The sequence below is a fragment of the Streptomyces sp. NPDC001634 genome, from assembly GCF_040298185.1.
Taxonomy (GTDB): domain Bacteria; phylum Actinomycetota; class Actinomycetes; order Streptomycetales; family Streptomycetaceae; genus Streptomyces.
Map to the genome: position 1 here is coordinate 55,578 of NZ_JBEOZU010000049.1, position 13,524 is coordinate 69,101.

Below are 13,524 nucleotides of genomic sequence, written 5' to 3' on the forward strand. Positions count from 1 at the left end.
GAGGCGTGCAGGGGCAGGCGGAGCGGAGTGGTGCGAGGGCGCAGGTGTGAGCGCCAGACGATGGCGGTGCAGTGCCGCTTGGCCTTCGGTTGCGCCTTGCGGTGACAGCATCATGAAGTTGGTCGATCGACTTAGTCAAACGAACAAGTCTGTGTTGTGGATCACCGTGGCTGACCTCTTGCCGCCTGGGGCGGCCTGTGGTCTAGTCGGTCGATCGACCAAGAAATCCAAGGGAGTTCACCGCATGGCTCACGTGCCAGCCGCAGTGCGCCGCACGCAGATCATCGAGGCCGCCGCTGCAGTCATCGCGCGCGACGGCGTTGCCGGCGCCACGACGCGACGCATCGCCGCAGAAGCCAAGCTGTCCCTGGCCACGCTGCACTACGTCTTCAAGACCAAGGACGACATCCTCGCGGCAGTCCTGGAGTCACTCATCGACCACGCGAGCCAGGACAACTCCACGATCGCAGCGCACCTGGTCACTCCACCCGGAGCCAGCCCGCCCGCCCTCTCGGAGGTGATCCACCATCTGGTGCGCACCGCCTGGGGCCTCGTGTGCGGCGATCTGGTCACCCAGCGCGTGGAGTACGAACTCACCCTCTATGCGCTGCGCACCCCCGAGGCGGCCCATCTGGGTCGCGCTCTGCGCGACTACCACCTCACCGCCATCGAGCAGATCATCCGCCGGACTCTGGAGCACACCGGGCAGATGAGCCACATTCCGCCTCGCGACCTGGCCCACCTCATCTGCTGCGCCATCGATGGCGTACTGCTCGACTACCTGGTGGACCCCGACGCCGACCAGGCCGACCGCAGCCTCGCTCACCTCGCCGGCGCCGTACTCAACCTCGTCGGCACCCCGTCCACCACTGTGATTGCTTGACCATGCCCTGTGGCTGTGCCCCCTTCCCGGAGGGACCGGAAGGCGTGCGGGAAGCGGGGATTCAGTCGGGGCGGGACTGTGGTGTCCGGGATGCGTCCGTGTCCGACCGCACGATCCGGACCCATGAGGACACCGTGCGACGCAGGCAAGGCTCCACAACCCGCGCGGTAAAGCGAGTTGGGCACCCGAGTCTGCAGAGCTGGACGATCTCGCCGCTGGAACTGTCGCTTTGCCGCGGCAACTGATCTCTCTCTTGCCGTCGGCGGCGACGAACTATTAGCGGACGGAACGGGTGCGGTACACAAGGAGTGCTCCGACGGCGGCGGCCGCACCTACGAGGGCGAAGAGGAGCGGGTAGCCGTGCTGTGAACTGATGATCGCTCCGGCGATCAACGGGGCGATCGCCGGGGGAACGACAGAGCCGATGTTCATGATCCGGAGGTCCTTGGCCCGGCTCTCGGCGTCGGGGAGCACTTGTGTGATCAGAGCCTGGTCGACGGCCGTGTACGCACCGAAGCCGCCGCCCATGAGAGCGGATGCCACCATCATGACGGTGAGGCTTGGGGGCTCGCCGGCAGGAAGCCGGATGCAGCCTGGAGCAGCGCCGCCAGGGCGACGAAGATCCGTCGTCGGCCGAGGCGGTCGGACAGCACGCCGGCGCCGGCGGTGGCCAGAAGGCCGCCCAGGAGATAGAGAACGGTGCAGACGAGCAGGCTGCCGGCCGGATCGGTGACTTTGAGGCTGTCGGTGAGGAAGTAGAGCGTGTAACACGTGCCCAGCGAGTTCGCCAGATTGACCAGGAGCCGTCCGCCGAAGGCCCAGGCGAATTCCCGGTTCCGGAGCGAGCTGCCCATCGATGCGAGCAGTTCCCCGATGCTCAGCGGCGCCTCGACGTTGAAGGCGATGTCGCGATGGGCGGCCAGGAACGGCACCAGGCAGACGATCAGCAGGGCCGCGATGACGGTGAACCCGGACATGGGGGAGAGTGCGAAAGCCGACACGAGGGCGATGCCGACGACCACGCCGAGGGCCTGGGGACCGTAGATGGCGCTGGAGATCATGCCGCGCTGGTCTTCGGGAACGCGGTCGGCGATGATGGCGGTGAGCCCGGCGGTGGCTGCGCTGAGACCGATCATGCTTGCCGCCCACGCCACGACCACGCCCGTCACGGTGGTCTGCGCGCCGGTGGCGATCAGCCCGACGGCGAAGGCGACGGCGCCCGCCGTGAGCCAGAGTCTGCGCCGGCCGGAGCGGCTGCGGGAACGGTCGCACAGGGCGCCGCACAGGGGCAGGGCGACGAGTGCGACCAACCCGGAGACACCGTTGACGATGGCGAAGTCGTAGACCTTCGAGGCTGGATCGATCGCCTCCAGTTGCTGGGGGAGCAGCAGCTGGAGGGGGACGAGGTTTGCCATCCAGAAGCCGAACCACACCAGGCTGTACAGACTGGTCCAGCGGCGCGAGACGGGTTCGGCGGGTCCTTGGACGGTTGCCTGGCCGAGGGGGCTTGCAAGGGCAGGAGCGCGGGAGTTGAAGTCGGGGAGCATCGGGCCTCCGGGAGAAGGTGGGCCGCGGATGGGGAAGGTGGGTCAGAGGAAGGCGTGTCCTTCACCCCGGTACGTGGGGGCCTGGCCGACGATTTCGCTGCCGGACACCAGGTGGAGGGTGTTCAATCGCTCGCACAGTTCGCCGGCTTTGGCGTGCCGGAACCAGACGTGGTCGCCGAGGCGCAGTCCGTGCGCTGCCGGACCGAGCACCGGTACTGCGCGAGACCGGCGCGGGGCGGCAGCAGGCCCACGAGGCGTAGTCGCCCCGCCAACACGGGAATCTGGGGCTCCAGACGAGTGCCGTGCTGGAGCCCCACGCCCTGCAGTGCTGCACTCCCTGCACGGCAGATCGGAGACCGCCCACATCACTCGCAATAGCATTTCCAATGGCATACTTGGACCCATGTCTGATGACGACGTGAACTTCCTCCCCGGTGACGGTCCCACCAGCGGCATCTCCGTCACCTTGACCGCCGGCACCCTGCAGGCGATCCGTGAACGGGTCGGCAAGCGCGGCGTCTCGGCCTTCCTGGAGAAGGCGGCGCAGCAACAGATCGAGCGGGACAACCTGGACGAGCTGATCGCCGACTTCGACAAGGTGCACGGTCCGGCCGACCCGGAGGCCGTGGCGGCCAAGCGTGCCAGGCTCACCGGCGGTGCCTCGGGCGCCGGGGCCGCCGCGTGAGCGGTGCCCTGGTCCTGGACAGCGAGGGCCTGGCTAAGGCGGTGCAGCGGGACCGGGAGGTTCACGAGTGGCTGACGGCCGCCCGTGACGCCGATCTGCCGGTCGTCACCTCCGCTGCCGTGCTCGTCGAAGTCATCCACCCGAAGATCAACGACGCCGCACTGAAGTGGACCCTCTCCCGGCTCCGGGTCGAGCCTGTCACGCAGGGCGTGGCGCAGGCAGCCGCCGCTCTGCTGCGAGCAGCGGGTCTGCACGGTCACAAGTACGCCATCGACGCCATGCTGTGCGCGACCGCGCTCCAGCATCCCGGACGGGTAACCATCCTGACCTCCGATGTCGAGGACATCGGCCTGCTCGCCGCCGGGCATCCCCTAGTGCTGGCCGAGAAGGTGTGAGGGTAGGTCGCATCACCGTCGGGTCCGGATCCGCCGATTCACCCTCGTGGTGTGAATCCGAACGGCCCCCGAGGGGGCCGTGGCCTGCTGGGCCCGATCCACAGCCGCATCATCACGCGCACCTGAAGGAAGTAGCCGTGGAGCTGACGGTACTGGTCGTACGGGACTGCCCGAGTATCAGACCGCTGAGCGAGCGCCTGGAACTCGCGCTGAATGGGCGTACGGATGTTTCGGTGACCTGGCGCGAGGTGGCCGACGCCGATGAGGCCGAGCAGCTCGGCATGCACGGCTCACCCACTCTGCTGGTCGACGGTGTCGATCCGCTCGCCCGCCCGGGACAGAGACCGAGTCTGTCGTGCAGAGTCGGCGCCCTGCCCTCGGTGGATCATCTTCACCAGATCCTCGCCGGTACCACCCCGGCTTGATCCGAAGGTGCCTCGGAGCCACGCGGTTCAGTTCTGGCAGCCGCATCCCGAAGCGGCCTTGGCCTCCTTCACCGTGGTCGCCGGGTCGGCGGCCTGTTCCTGCGGGCTGCAGCAAGCAGTGACGCCGCAGCAGGCATCGGCCGCTGCAGCGGAGCTGCTCGTCTCGCGGGCGCTCGCAGGCTTGACCGCGCGAACGATGGCCGAGTGCAAGCCGTCGGCGACGGGATGGGTCGGAGTGATCTCGACCCCGGTGAACCCGGCGGCTTCGAGCCCCTTCCGGTATTCGGTGAAGGACAACGCGCCGGCGATGCAGCCGACGTAGTCCCCGCGCTCGGCCCGCTGTTCTTGGGTGAGGGTGTCGTCGGATACGACGTCCGAGACGCCGATACGGCCGCCGGGCTTGAGAACGCGGAATGTTTCGGCGAAGACGGCGGGCTTGTCGGTGGACAGGTTGATCACGCAGTTGGAGATGACGACGTCGACGGTGCCGGCAGGGAGCGGGATGGCCTCGATGGTGCCCTTGAGGAACTCGACGTTGGTGGCGCCGGCCTTCTCTGCGTTCGTCAGCGCCAGAGCGAGCATCTCGTCGGTCATGTCGAGCCCGTACGCCCTGCCCGTGGGACCGACGCGGCGGGCGGAGAGCAGGACGTCGATGCCGCCCCCGGAGCCGAGGTCCAGAACGCGTTCGCCCTCGCGGAGTTCGGCGACGGCGGTCGGGTTGCCGCAGCCGAGAGAGGCGGCGACGGCCTCGGCGGGCAGGGCGTCGCGCTCGTCGGCAGCGTAGAGGGTGGAGCCGAAGTTCTCGTCGACCTCGACCGGCTTGGGCCCGCAACAGGCGGTGCCGCCCGCGGTGACCTTCACGGCTGCTGCGGCGTACCGCTGACGGACAGTTTCGCGCAGGTCGGTGGACTGCTCGTTCATCACTTCACTCCTGGGTGACTGGGCATGGCGGTGCCCGGAACGGCCTGTATTGAAGTTCGTTGATGCAAGCTTTCGCCTTGGATCGAAAGATGTCAACATAGAGGCATGTCGAAACAAAAGCTTGAGGTGATCGGCCAGGACGCCGCCTGCTGCCCGGATCTGGCGGCCGCGCCGCTGGACGAGGACCAGGCGGCCGAGCTGGCGAAGGTGTTCAAGGCTCTGGGTGACCCGGTCCGGCTCCGTCTGCTGTCGATGATCGCTTCACGCGGCGAGGGCGGCGAGGTCTGCGTCTGCGAGCTGACCCCCGCCTTCGACCTGTCCCAGCCGACGATCTCCCACCACCTCAAGCTCCTGCGCCAGGCCGGTCTCATCGACTGCGAGCGACGCGGCACGTGGGTGTATTACTGGGTGCTGCCCGGCGCCCTGGACCGGCTCGCCGTGTTCCTGAAGACCCCGACCCCGACCGCGGCCGAGGCGCTCGCGTGAGCGCCTCGCTGGGACGCCGTGCCCTGGCCGAGGCCGTCGGGTCGGCAGCGCTGGTGGCGGTCGTGGTCGGCTCCGGCATCCAGGCCACCGAACTGTCCCGGGACGTCGGCGTCCAATTGCTTGCCAACTCGCTGGCCACCGTGTTCGGCCTGGGTGTGCTCATCGTGCTGCTCGGGCCTGTCTCCGGGGCTCACTTCAACCCGGTCGTCACACTCGCGGCCTGGTTCACCGGCCGCCGTGCAGGCGACGGATTCACCACGGGGGATCTGGCCGCGTACGTCCCCGCTCAGATCGTGGGAGCGATAGCGGGTGCGGTCCTGGCTGACGCGATGTTCGGCAAGCCGCTGGTGCGGTGGTCGACGCACGACCGCTCGGCCGGCCACCTGTTGCTGGGCGAGATCGTGGCCACCGCCGGCCTGATACTCCTGATCTTCGGTCTTGCTCGAGTGAGCCGTGCCCACTTCGCCCCGGTCGCGGTTGCGTCGTACATCGGGGCGGCGTACTGGTTCACGTCCTCCACGTCGTTCGCGAACCCGGCGGTGACGATCGGCCGTGCCTTCACGGACACGTTCGCCGGTATCGCGCCCGGCTCGGTCGCCCCGTTCATAGCGGCACAGGCGGTCGGTGCAGTACTCGGACTGGCGCTCGTGGCGGTGCTCTTCGGGCGTCCGGCTCCCGCACAGGCCGATACCTCCCCCGTCCACAGCGAGCCCGACCTCGCCGCCCCCATCCTTCCCTGACCCATCGCCCAGGAAGACGCCACCATGTGCAGTCCCGCCGCCGACCGCCCCTCCGTCCTGTTCGTCTGCGTCCACAACGCCGGCCGTTCCCAGATGGCCGCCGCTTTCCTCACGCACCTCGCCGACGAGGCTGTGGAGGTCCGCTCGGCCGGCTCGGCCCCGGCCGACACGGTCAACCCGGCTGTCGTCGAGGCGATGAGCGAATCGGGCATCGACATCTCCGCCGAGACCCCGAAGATCCTCACCGTCGAGGCCGTCCATGCGTCGGACGTCGTGATCACCATGGGCTGCGGCGACACATGCCCGGTCTTCCCCGGTAAGACCTACCTGGACTGGAAGTTGGACGACCCGGCCGGGCAGGGCGTCGACGCCGTACGCCCCATCCGCGACGAGATCGAAGGTCGCGTACGGGGCCTGCTCGCCGACCTCGGTGTGAAGCCGCGCGTATGACAACCGCTATGTGTCCGCCGGGGTTCGTGAACTGCCGCTTTGCGTATGCGACTTCGCGCACACTGTCCGTAATGGTGGCGCAGGTCACATGAAATGCGTCTCGCTATTTGAGAGGACTGGGTGTGGGGTCGCTCAAGGTGGCGCCCGAGTGCTCCTGAAGCGGCCGCTTGACCTCGACTTAGGGCACGCAGAGGGAACGCCAGCTTCAAATTGGACTAGACAACAAACAAACCCCAGGTCGCTGACCTGGGGTTTCATCCTGGAGCGGGTGACGAGAATCGAACTCGCGCTCTCAGCTTGGGAAGCTGATGTTCTACCATTAAACTACACCCGCGTAAGATCCGGCTGGACCGGCGTCTGAACGCTCGCTCACTGTACCTCATGTCGGACCCCCGGTGCTGAAGCCGTGGGGTCCGAAGGCGTTTCGAGGGGTGGATGGGGCTGCGGTGGGCGGGAGTTGGGGCGTACCGTGGGGGTGGCGAAGAGGCGGTGTGCGCGGTCGGAGTGCCGCCTGGAGGGCCGTCCCTTTCATCCCGTAATGTGCTTTCGTCGTCCGTCACGCCAGTGAGACGAAGGCTCTTGGGGAAGGGACTCTGAGGACTTGATGGAGCGCACCGTCGTCCGTTGTGCCGAGGGGCACGTGTTCAGCACCGCTTCGTTCCCGATGCAGCAGGCCGAGCGCCTCGGCCCCGGCCGGCTCGTCCGGTGTCCGCGCTGCGCCCGGCTCCGCAGTGTGGTGCCGGTGGCCTTGGAGAAGCAGTAGCGACCAGCGGTACGGGCGCGTGGAGCCGTCACGATTGTGGCGGCTCCACGCGCCTTGCGTATTCTCAGGGCGTGCTTCTCTCAGACAAGGACATCCGGACCGAGATCGACAAGGGGCGGGTCGTGATCGACCCGTTCGATCCGACCATGGTGCAGCCCTCGAGCATCGACGTGCGGCTCGACCGCTACTTCCGGGTGTTCGAGAACCACAAGTACCCCCACATCGACCCCTCCATCGAGCAGGTCGACCTCACGCGACTCGTCGAGCCCGAGGGCGACGAGCCGTTCATCCTCCACCCCGGGGAGTTCGTCCTGGCTTCGACGTACGAGGTCATCACGCTGCCCGATGATCTTGCTTCCCGGCTCGAGGGAAAGAGCTCCCTCGGGCGGCTCGGGCTCGTCACCCACTCCACCGCCGGGTTCATCGACCCCGGCTTCTCCGGGCACGTGACGCTCGAGCTCTCCAATCTCGCCACCCTTCCGATCAAGCTCTGGCCCGGTATGAAGATCGGGCAGCTGTGCATGTTCCGGCTCAGCTCGCCGGCCGAGTTCCCGTACGGCAGCGAGCGGTACGGCTCGCGCTACCAGGGGCAGCGCGGCCCCACCGCCTCCCGCTCCTTCGTCAACTTCCATCGCACCCAGGTGTGAGGGGGACATGACCGACGTACGAGAGAACCTGACCTACGAGGACTTCGGGCGCGCCGTCCGCGAGCTCGCCCAGACCATCGCCGACGACGGGTACGAGCCCGACATCGTGCTCAGCATCGCGCGCGGTGGCGTCTTCGTGGCCGGCGGGCTCGCGTACGCCCTGGACTGCAAGAACATCCACCTGATCAACGTCGAGTTCTACACGGGCGTGGGCACCACGCTGGAGATGCCCGTGATGCTCGCTCCCGTCCCCAACGCGATCGACTTCACCGACAAGAAGGTGCTGATCGCCGACGACGTGGCCGACACCGGCAAGACCCTCAAGCTGGTGCGCGACTTCTGTGTCGAGACCGTGGCCGAGGTGCGCTCCGCCGTGATCTATGAGAAGTCCCACTCCCTCGTGAAGTGCGAGTACGTGTGGAAGCGGACGGACCGTTGGATCAACTTCCCGTGGTCCGTTCTGCCTCCATGCCGTAAGTCCGGCACCCCGGTCACGCCCTCGAAAGACGCCCTCTGAGGCTCGTCGCGGTCGGCGGAGACGAGTCGTTCGAGCGTTGGATGGCCGGAGGGTCCGGATGACTGTCCAGGGTGTCAAACCCACGGAATGGTGAGGGTGCCCACGTAGGTGCCCGCGACCTTCGAGGACGGCACGTGCACGGTCACCGTGGGATTCCAGCCGACGGAGTTGGCGCCGTCGCCGCTGGTCCGTGAGAAGGCGGTGCGGGCGCTCGCCAGGTAGGGCTGACGCAGAGGCGCCGTACGGGGCAGGGGCGCGTCCTGCGTCTCCGCCTGCGTCTCCGCCTGCGGCCCGGACGTACGCGAAAGGGCCCAGGCGACGCCGCGCCGGGGCCCTTCCCGCAGGTGCGTACTAGAACGTGCCCAGCTTCACGATCGACAGGATCGCGATCAGCTGGATCGCCGACGCGCCCAGTGCCTTCGGCCACGGCAGGTCGTGGGACTTGGAGACCATCAAGGTCAGCAGCGCGCCCGCGCCGATCCAGGTCGCCCAGCCCAGGAGCTGGACGAAGGACGCGTTGCCGCCGAAGAACATCGCGACGACCAGGCGCGGTGCGTCCGTGATGGACATGATCAGCATGGAGAGGCCGACCGTGGGCTGCCAGGCGCCGTCGCCGCCGAGCTGGCGGGCCAGGGTGTGGGTGACCACGCCCAGGATGAAGGAGCTCAGGACGATGGCGACCGCCGTCGTCAGGACGATGGGGATGGCGTTCGACAGTGTGGCGTTGATCGCGTCCTTGCGTGCGCCGTCGAAGCCGAAGACCGCGAGCAGGCCGTACAGGAAGGTCACGATCAGGGCCGGGGCCCACAGGGTGTAGTCCCGCATCTGGAGGAAGGTCTGGGTGGGGGACAGCACGATGCCCCGCAGCAGTTCCTTCCAGTGCAGGCGCGGGCCGATCGGCGGCGCCGAGGCCTGGCCCGCGCGGTATGTCTCACCCGCGCTGTACGGGTCCTCGCCGACGGAGAACGCCTGGGTGTGGCCGGGGTTGTTCGCCGCGTACGGATCCGCCGTCCGGGGGTGGCCCTGCCCGCCGTCGTCGCCGAAGTACTCCGGCTCGCCCTGGCCCTGTGGCGTCTGCCACTGGGGGCTGCCGCCGTAGGGCTGTGTACCGCCGTACTGCTGCTGCGGCGCGGCGGGGTAGCCGTGCGACTGGCCCTGCGGTGCCTGCCGCCCGTACGGGGGTTGTTGCGGTCGCGTTTGAGGTGCGCGGTTGTCCCGGCCGCGTCCGATCCTGAATCCAGCCACGTCTTCGAACGTACCTGGTCCCGGAGGGTGACGTGCCGGGCCCGGGGCAACGGGCCCGGCTTTGCTGCCGAGCTGTGACATCCCCTAAGGGGCCATCAAGTTGAGAATCAGGGGGGCCTCAGTGGCCCCTTGGGGTTTCGCCGTACGGCAAGGGGAAAGCTCCCCCGGACGTCAGATGGGTGATCGCGCCGTCGCCGCCGTTCCCGGCCGAGGCTGTGGTGACGCCCCGGGAGAGCGGTCCGGCCGCCTCACCGGCAGGATGGGACCATGAGCGTAGTCAAGATCAATAAAGCTGTCAAGATAAGCACATGACTCTGGCCTGGGGCGATGCAAGCCACGCGACCCGCTTTGACTCAGACCCCCCGGGTGTCCATTTCGCGGAAATGCGCGTAACCATGGGGGCCGGGTCCGCTCGGCGCGCTCGCCTAGAAATGGACCTACCCCCCGGTACCCAGACATGCGAAAGGCCGTCCACCACAGCGGGCAGACGGCCTCTCAAATCGCGCCGGATCACTCCGTGTCGGCAAGCACTCGGTACAGCGTCGCGCGGGACACCCCAAGAGCCTTGGCGATGGCCGTGACGCTCTCTCCCTTGGCCTTGCGTGCCTTGGCCGCAGCGAGCTTGTCAGCGTCCATGACAGTGGGCCGTCCGCCGGTCCGACCCTGAGCCTTGGCAGCGTCCAGCCCGGCACGGGTCCGCTCCACGATCATGTCTCGCTCCAGCTCCGCAAAGGCAACCATCATCGTGAAGAAGAACTTGCCTTCACCCTTCGGGGAGTAGCTTCCCGCCAGCGTGCCGGTCAGAATCCGCAGCGCAATCCCCCGAGCGTGCAGGTCCTCGGCGATCGTGAGCACGTCCTTCGTGGAACGGCCCAACCGGTCCAGCTTCCACACGGTGAGGGTGTCGCCCTCGCGCATGTAGTCGAGAGCAGCGAGCAGCCCGGCACGGTCGGCGTTCTTGCCGGACGCCTTGTCCTCGAAGATGCGGGCGCACCCTGCCCCAGCGAGAGCGTCCGCCTGAAGCTGCGCATCCTGCGCGTTGGTGCTGACTCGCTGGTAGCCGATCAAGGTTCCGGTGCTCTGCGTCGTCATAGCTCGATCGTCTCATAACTCGTCTCAAAACGACAAGCCTTTCGGGCATGTTCTGAGACGGGTTTTGAACACCGAAAGCACCCCCCGGGTATCTCGCGGCGACCGTCTCAATAACCATCGTTTGAGAGACGCGCCGGATCTGATCACGCTGCGTGAGGTCTCCACCCCCGTGCGCCGAAGAGACTGGCCGCCGGAGGAGTGACGAAGTGACGGTTCGGATGCCACTTCCGGAATCCCTATAGAACTCCTTAGGGATTTGCGGGATGGGGGTCCAATCGTCACTTCGTCACTTTGAGCAGGTCAGAGGGTATGTGGATCTTGCCCCGGAAAACCGCTTCTCACGCTCGCTGGCTCCAAGGGTCGCCGCTGACGCCGCGAAAGCGACGGAAAGGTAACGAAGGGGTGGCTTGCTGTGACGTGATCACACGTAGCGATCAACGCGCACCCCGCTGTGGGGCGTCCATTGAGTGCCCAAAATTTGGGGCGGAACCGGGGAAGCTCTGAGTGGCAACGGCGAGTGCGGAGAGAAGGACTGCCCAAACGTATACCGCACGGCCGCGGGGTCGTTCGTGGTGCAGGGTGACGTGTCCGACGCCTTCACCCCGCCCGCCGGGGAAGGGCTTGTGGAAATCCCGGAGGCGGTTCGTCCGCTTCGAGTGGCCGGTCGGCGGCGGATACGGCGTGCCGGGCCTCACACAGGGCGGATGTTGTGATTCATCCGGAACATATTGGATGGATCGTAGATGCGCTTCACCCGCGCCAGACGGTTGTAACGGTCGGCGCCGTAGGCCCGCCGTACCTCTTCCCTGGTGGTCGCCTCGTCACCGGACATGAAGTTCAGCATGCGCCGATCGGTCGCCCAAGGCTCTAGCCCGCCCATGACTCCGGCGAGGTGGCTGCGCATTGTCTCGCCCTGTTCCGGACCGCCCACGCCGAAGCCGAACATGACGAACGGAATGCCCCGGGTCGAGACCGCGTTGGGCGCGGAGGGCTCGCGGTCGAACGCTCCGCCGAGAGCACGGATCTCGACGTTCGCGAGCGGGCACTGCGACTCCGGGCCGGTGAGCTCGACGAGTACATTCGCCGCCTCTTCGGGCAGCTCACGCAGACAGGTCGTCCGGTCGTAGTACGGCAGCGGGTCCTGCGGGTCCATGTGGATCTCGGTTACTGCGGAGTAGCGCTTTTCCCCGATCGTGTCGCAGAGCGGTGATCCCAGGTGCCGCAGCGGAGCGATCAGCCGTTCGGTGTCCTCCGCCTCCTTGAGACAGCCAATCCGCAGATGCACCACGAAGGCTCCGCGCAGCGCTTCCGGGAGCTCGGGCCGGAGCGGAAGCCGTTGTACCGCGACCGACGAGGTCAACTCCTCGGGTAGTTCGGGCACCCATTGACGCCAGGTGTGTAGTACGTCGGCCACCTGATCGCCGGGATACCACAATCCCCCGCCATAGAACCGGGCCACCGGGAACAACTCGACGTCGATCGAGGTGACGACACCGAAATTGCCCTTACCGCCTCGCAGCGCCCAGAACAGGTCGGGCTCGCTGTCAGCGGTCACGGTCCGCGACATGCCTTCAGCTGAAACGAACCGCAGTTCGCGCACGTGGTCTGCGGCATATCCGAGAGTGCGGCCGAGCAGCGGACTTTGTCCGCCTCCGAGTGTGAAACCCACCACTCCGACGGTCGGTGAGGACCCGCTTGCCGGGGCGAGACCATGAACTGCCGCCGCGTGGAGCACATCGCGCGCGCGTGCCCCGGCCTCGATCCGCGCGATTCGGTGCTCCGGGTCCACGGTGACGCCGGTCATCCGACGCGTGGTGATCAGCAAGGCGCCGCAGGCGGGCAGGACCACCTGGTGTCCGGTCGACATCACCGCCACCGGCATGCGGCGCTCCGCGGCGAAGCGAATCGCGGAGCGCACATCGCCCTCGCAGGTCGCACCCACCGCAAGTGCGGGCTCCATCACACGGTTCCGATTGTAGGCGGCACATTCTTTGGCGTAGCCCTCGTCATCCGGCAAGAACACCGGGCCGTCGATGTGCCGTGCCAGTTCCGCGGCCTCGCTGCGGGGCACGGCAAGGGCGGCTGCTTCCGTCTGCGTGCTCAGTTCGCCGTACTCGTCGCTGACGACTTCGCCGATCGTGGCGAGGAAGGCGACAATGGGAGGATCGCGCCCCTTTGTGTGAGAGGCGGCAAGGTCTTCCGGCGTGTCCCAGATGAGCACGTCCAGCCACTCGTTCTCCGACAGACGCACGAGGCGCGCCTCGAGAAGTCCGGCCAGGTCATCGGCGAAGTCCGCCAGCATCTTGGAGTGAGTAGCGAGGAGATCATCGACTCGGGCGGGGTTCATCCGGAATCGGGTCAGTTCGACTGTGGTCATGGGATCGCCCTCATGACGATTGATACCTTTTCCCACCATATGACTGACGATGAGTTGTCGCTCTCGGGGCAAGGCCCCGGACCATGCTCCTGGGGCCCGGGGCCTTTGCACTGGGGGCAGGCCGGCGACCGCACACGCTCGCAGACAACGCGTGGTGCGAGTCCGGCGAGGTCAGGAGGCAGAACGGCGGGGGATGCCGGCGCCGGTTGCCGGCTGCCGGCTGCGGGCAGGATGCCGGCCTGCGTGTCCGCCAAGCTTGATCGCGGCGGGTGATGTGAGCGATCAGGTCCCGTGCCACACCGCTCGGCGGAGTGGAGGCGCCGTCCCAGATGACGCGCAGAGTCCTGCGCA

Annotated in this window: 18 protein-coding genes and 1 tRNA gene; 11 read left to right on the forward strand and 8 right to left on the reverse strand. The window is 67.3% G+C overall.

Going from position 1 to position 13,524, the window contains the following annotated elements:
• Positions 1 to 244 precede the first annotated feature (244 nt).
• Complete coding sequence (locus ABT186_RS28795) at positions 245 to 883, forward strand: TetR/AcrR family transcriptional regulator (protein WP_351236291.1); 639 nt, start codon at positions 245 to 247, stop codon at positions 881 to 883.
• 276 nt (positions 884 to 1,159) lie between these two features.
• Here the strand turns inward: ABT186_RS28795 and ABT186_RS28800 are convergent, their stop codons facing one another.
• Genes ABT186_RS28800 through ABT186_RS28810 form a run of 3 tightly spaced genes read right to left on the reverse strand, consistent with a single transcriptional unit; the run spans position 1,160 to position 2,640 of the window.
• A complete protein-coding gene (locus ABT186_RS28800; RefSeq protein ID WP_351236293.1) occupies positions 1,160 to 1,432 on the reverse strand; it encodes an MFS transporter in 273 nt (90 codons plus the stop codon).
• Positions 1,429 to 2,430 carry an MFS transporter gene (locus ABT186_RS28805; protein WP_351236295.1) on the reverse strand — a complete coding sequence of 334 codons (1,002 nt, stop codon included), beginning with the start codon at positions 2,428 to 2,430 and terminating at the stop codon, positions 1,429 to 1,431. The genes ABT186_RS28800 and ABT186_RS28805 overlap by 4 nt, the downstream gene beginning before the upstream one ends.
• A 42-nt stretch (positions 2,431 to 2,472) precedes the next feature.
• The gene (locus tag ABT186_RS28810) at positions 2,473 to 2,640 is read right to left on the reverse strand and encodes a hypothetical protein (protein ID WP_502973351.1); all 168 of its coding nucleotides are present in this window, start codon (positions 2,638 to 2,640) and stop codon (positions 2,473 to 2,475) included.
• A gap of 193 nt (positions 2,641 to 2,833) precedes the next feature.
• Between ABT186_RS28810 and ABT186_RS28815 the strand changes: the two genes are divergently transcribed.
• The 3 genes from ABT186_RS28815 (at position 2,834) to ABT186_RS28825 (ending at position 3,935) form a co-directional block, all read left to right on the forward strand.
• Positions 2,834 to 3,115 carry a hypothetical protein gene (locus tag ABT186_RS28815; RefSeq protein WP_351236297.1) on the forward strand — a complete coding sequence of 94 codons (282 nt, stop codon included), beginning with the start codon at positions 2,834 to 2,836 and terminating at the stop codon, positions 3,113 to 3,115.
• A complete protein-coding gene (locus ABT186_RS28820) occupies positions 3,112 to 3,510 on the forward strand; it encodes a PIN domain-containing protein (protein ID WP_351236299.1) in 399 nt (132 codons plus the stop codon). The genes ABT186_RS28815 and ABT186_RS28820 overlap by 4 nt, the downstream gene beginning before the upstream one ends.
• A gap of 137 nt (positions 3,511 to 3,647) precedes the next feature.
• Positions 3,648 to 3,935 (forward strand): thioredoxin family protein, encoded by a 288-nt coding sequence (locus ABT186_RS28825; protein WP_351236301.1) that lies wholly within the window; start codon positions 3,648 to 3,650, stop codon positions 3,933 to 3,935.
• Positions 3,936 to 3,962: 27 nt separating this feature from the next.
• Here the strand turns inward: ABT186_RS28825 and arsM are convergent, their stop codons facing one another.
• Complete coding sequence (gene arsM / locus ABT186_RS28830) at positions 3,963 to 4,856, reverse strand: arsenite methyltransferase (protein WP_351236303.1); 894 nt, start codon at positions 4,854 to 4,856, stop codon at positions 3,963 to 3,965.
• Positions 4,857 to 4,961: 105 nt separating this feature from the next.
• On the opposite strand from arsM, the gene ABT186_RS28835 reads away from it, so the two are divergent.
• Genes ABT186_RS28835 through ABT186_RS28845 form a run of 3 tightly spaced genes read left to right on the forward strand, consistent with a single transcriptional unit; the run spans position 4,962 to position 6,532 of the window.
• Complete coding sequence (locus ABT186_RS28835; protein ID WP_351236305.1) at positions 4,962 to 5,342, forward strand: ArsR/SmtB family transcription factor; 381 nt, start codon at positions 4,962 to 4,964, stop codon at positions 5,340 to 5,342.
• Entirely contained in the window at positions 5,339 to 6,082 is a 744-nt protein-coding gene (locus ABT186_RS28840; RefSeq protein WP_351927523.1) for an aquaporin, read from the forward strand. The genes ABT186_RS28835 and ABT186_RS28840 overlap by 4 nt, the downstream gene beginning before the upstream one ends.
• A gap of 24 nt (positions 6,083 to 6,106) precedes the next feature.
• Complete coding sequence (locus tag ABT186_RS28845) at positions 6,107 to 6,532, forward strand: arsenate reductase ArsC (protein WP_351927525.1); 426 nt, start codon at positions 6,107 to 6,109, stop codon at positions 6,530 to 6,532.
• Between the two features lie 260 nt (positions 6,533 to 6,792).
• Here the strand turns inward: ABT186_RS28845 and ABT186_RS28850 are convergent.
• Positions 6,793 to 6,866: transfer RNA gene (locus ABT186_RS28850), tRNA-Gly, on the reverse strand.
• Between the two features lie 267 nt (positions 6,867 to 7,133).
• On the opposite strand from ABT186_RS28850, the gene ABT186_RS28855 reads away from it, so the two are divergent.
• The 3 genes from ABT186_RS28855 to ABT186_RS28865 all read left to right on the forward strand — a co-directional run bounded on the left by ABT186_RS28855 (position 7,134) and on the right by ABT186_RS28865 (position 8,459).
• Positions 7,134 to 7,295, forward strand: coding sequence for a hypothetical protein (locus ABT186_RS28855; RefSeq protein WP_351236313.1), 162 nt, complete (start codon positions 7,134 to 7,136; stop codon positions 7,293 to 7,295).
• A 71-nt stretch (positions 7,296 to 7,366) separates the two neighbouring features.
• Positions 7,367 to 7,942, forward strand: a complete 576-nt coding sequence (gene dcd, locus ABT186_RS28860) for a dCTP deaminase (RefSeq protein WP_351237959.1) — start codon at positions 7,367 to 7,369, stop codon at positions 7,940 to 7,942.
• Between the two features lie 7 nt (positions 7,943 to 7,949).
• Positions 7,950 to 8,459 (forward strand): phosphoribosyltransferase, encoded by a 510-nt coding sequence (locus ABT186_RS28865; protein ID WP_351237960.1) that lies wholly within the window; start codon positions 7,950 to 7,952, stop codon positions 8,457 to 8,459.
• 351 nt (positions 8,460 to 8,810) lie between these two features.
• Here ABT186_RS28865 and ABT186_RS28870 read toward each other — a convergent pair whose 3' ends face one another.
• Both ABT186_RS28870 and ABT186_RS28875 read right to left on the reverse strand, forming a co-directional pair.
• Positions 8,811 to 9,785: a Yip1 family protein gene (locus ABT186_RS28870; protein ID WP_351234326.1), complete on the reverse strand. Its 975-nt coding sequence runs from the start codon at positions 9,783 to 9,785 to the stop codon at positions 8,811 to 8,813.
• A gap of 429 nt (positions 9,786 to 10,214) precedes the next feature.
• The gene (locus ABT186_RS28875) at positions 10,215 to 10,796 is read right to left on the reverse strand and encodes a recombinase family protein (RefSeq protein ID WP_351927527.1); all 582 of its coding nucleotides are present in this window, start codon (positions 10,794 to 10,796) and stop codon (positions 10,215 to 10,217) included.
• Positions 10,797 to 11,272: 476 nt separating this feature from the next.
• Between ABT186_RS28875 and ABT186_RS28880 the strand changes: the two genes are divergently transcribed.
• Complete coding sequence (locus ABT186_RS28880; RefSeq protein ID WP_351927541.1) at positions 11,273 to 11,509, forward strand: hypothetical protein; 237 nt, start codon at positions 11,273 to 11,275, stop codon at positions 11,507 to 11,509.
• On the opposite strand, the gene ABT186_RS28885 is transcribed toward ABT186_RS28880, so the two are convergent.
• Complete coding sequence (locus tag ABT186_RS28885) at positions 11,488 to 13,173, reverse strand: FAD-binding oxidoreductase (protein ID WP_351927529.1); 1,686 nt, start codon at positions 13,171 to 13,173, stop codon at positions 11,488 to 11,490. The genes ABT186_RS28880 and ABT186_RS28885 overlap by 22 nt on opposite strands.
• Positions 13,174 to 13,524: the final 351 nt, after the last annotated feature.

Bases quoted from the DNA above. Each gene is read 5' to 3' on its own strand.
- ABT186_RS28870 (WP_351234326.1), bottom strand. From the start codon at position 9,785: ATGTCACAGCTCGGCAGCAAAGCCGGGCCCGTTGCCCCGGGCCCGGCA.
- ABT186_RS28885 (WP_351927529.1), bottom strand. From the start codon at position 13,173: ATGACCACAGTCGAACTGACCCGATTCCGGATGAACCCCGCCCGAGTC.
- ABT186_RS28845 (WP_351927525.1), top strand. From the start codon at position 6,107: ATGTGCAGTCCCGCCGCCGACCGCCCCTCCGTCCTGTTCGTCTGCGTC.
- ABT186_RS28795 (WP_351236291.1), top strand. From the start codon at position 245: ATGGCTCACGTGCCAGCCGCAGTGCGCCGCACGCAGATCATCGAGGCC.
- ABT186_RS28865 (WP_351237960.1), top strand. From the start codon at position 7,950: ATGACCGACGTACGAGAGAACCTGACCTACGAGGACTTCGGGCGCGCC.
- ABT186_RS28835 (WP_351236305.1), top strand. From the start codon at position 4,962: ATGTCGAAACAAAAGCTTGAGGTGATCGGCCAGGACGCCGCCTGCTGC.
- ABT186_RS28805 (WP_351236295.1), bottom strand. From the start codon at position 2,430: ATGCTCCCCGACTTCAACTCCCGCGCTCCTGCCCTTGCAAGCCCCCTC.
- arsM (WP_351236303.1), bottom strand. From the start codon at position 4,856: ATGAACGAGCAGTCCACCGACCTGCGCGAAACTGTCCGTCAGCGGTAC.
- ABT186_RS28815 (WP_351236297.1), top strand. From the start codon at position 2,834: ATGTCTGATGACGACGTGAACTTCCTCCCCGGTGACGGTCCCACCAGC.
- ABT186_RS28875 (WP_351927527.1), bottom strand. From the start codon at position 10,796: ATGACGACGCAGAGCACCGGAACCTTGATCGGCTACCAGCGAGTCAGC.
- ABT186_RS28800 (WP_351236293.1), bottom strand. From the start codon at position 1,432: ATGATGGTGGCATCCGCTCTCATGGGCGGCGGCTTCGGTGCGTACACG.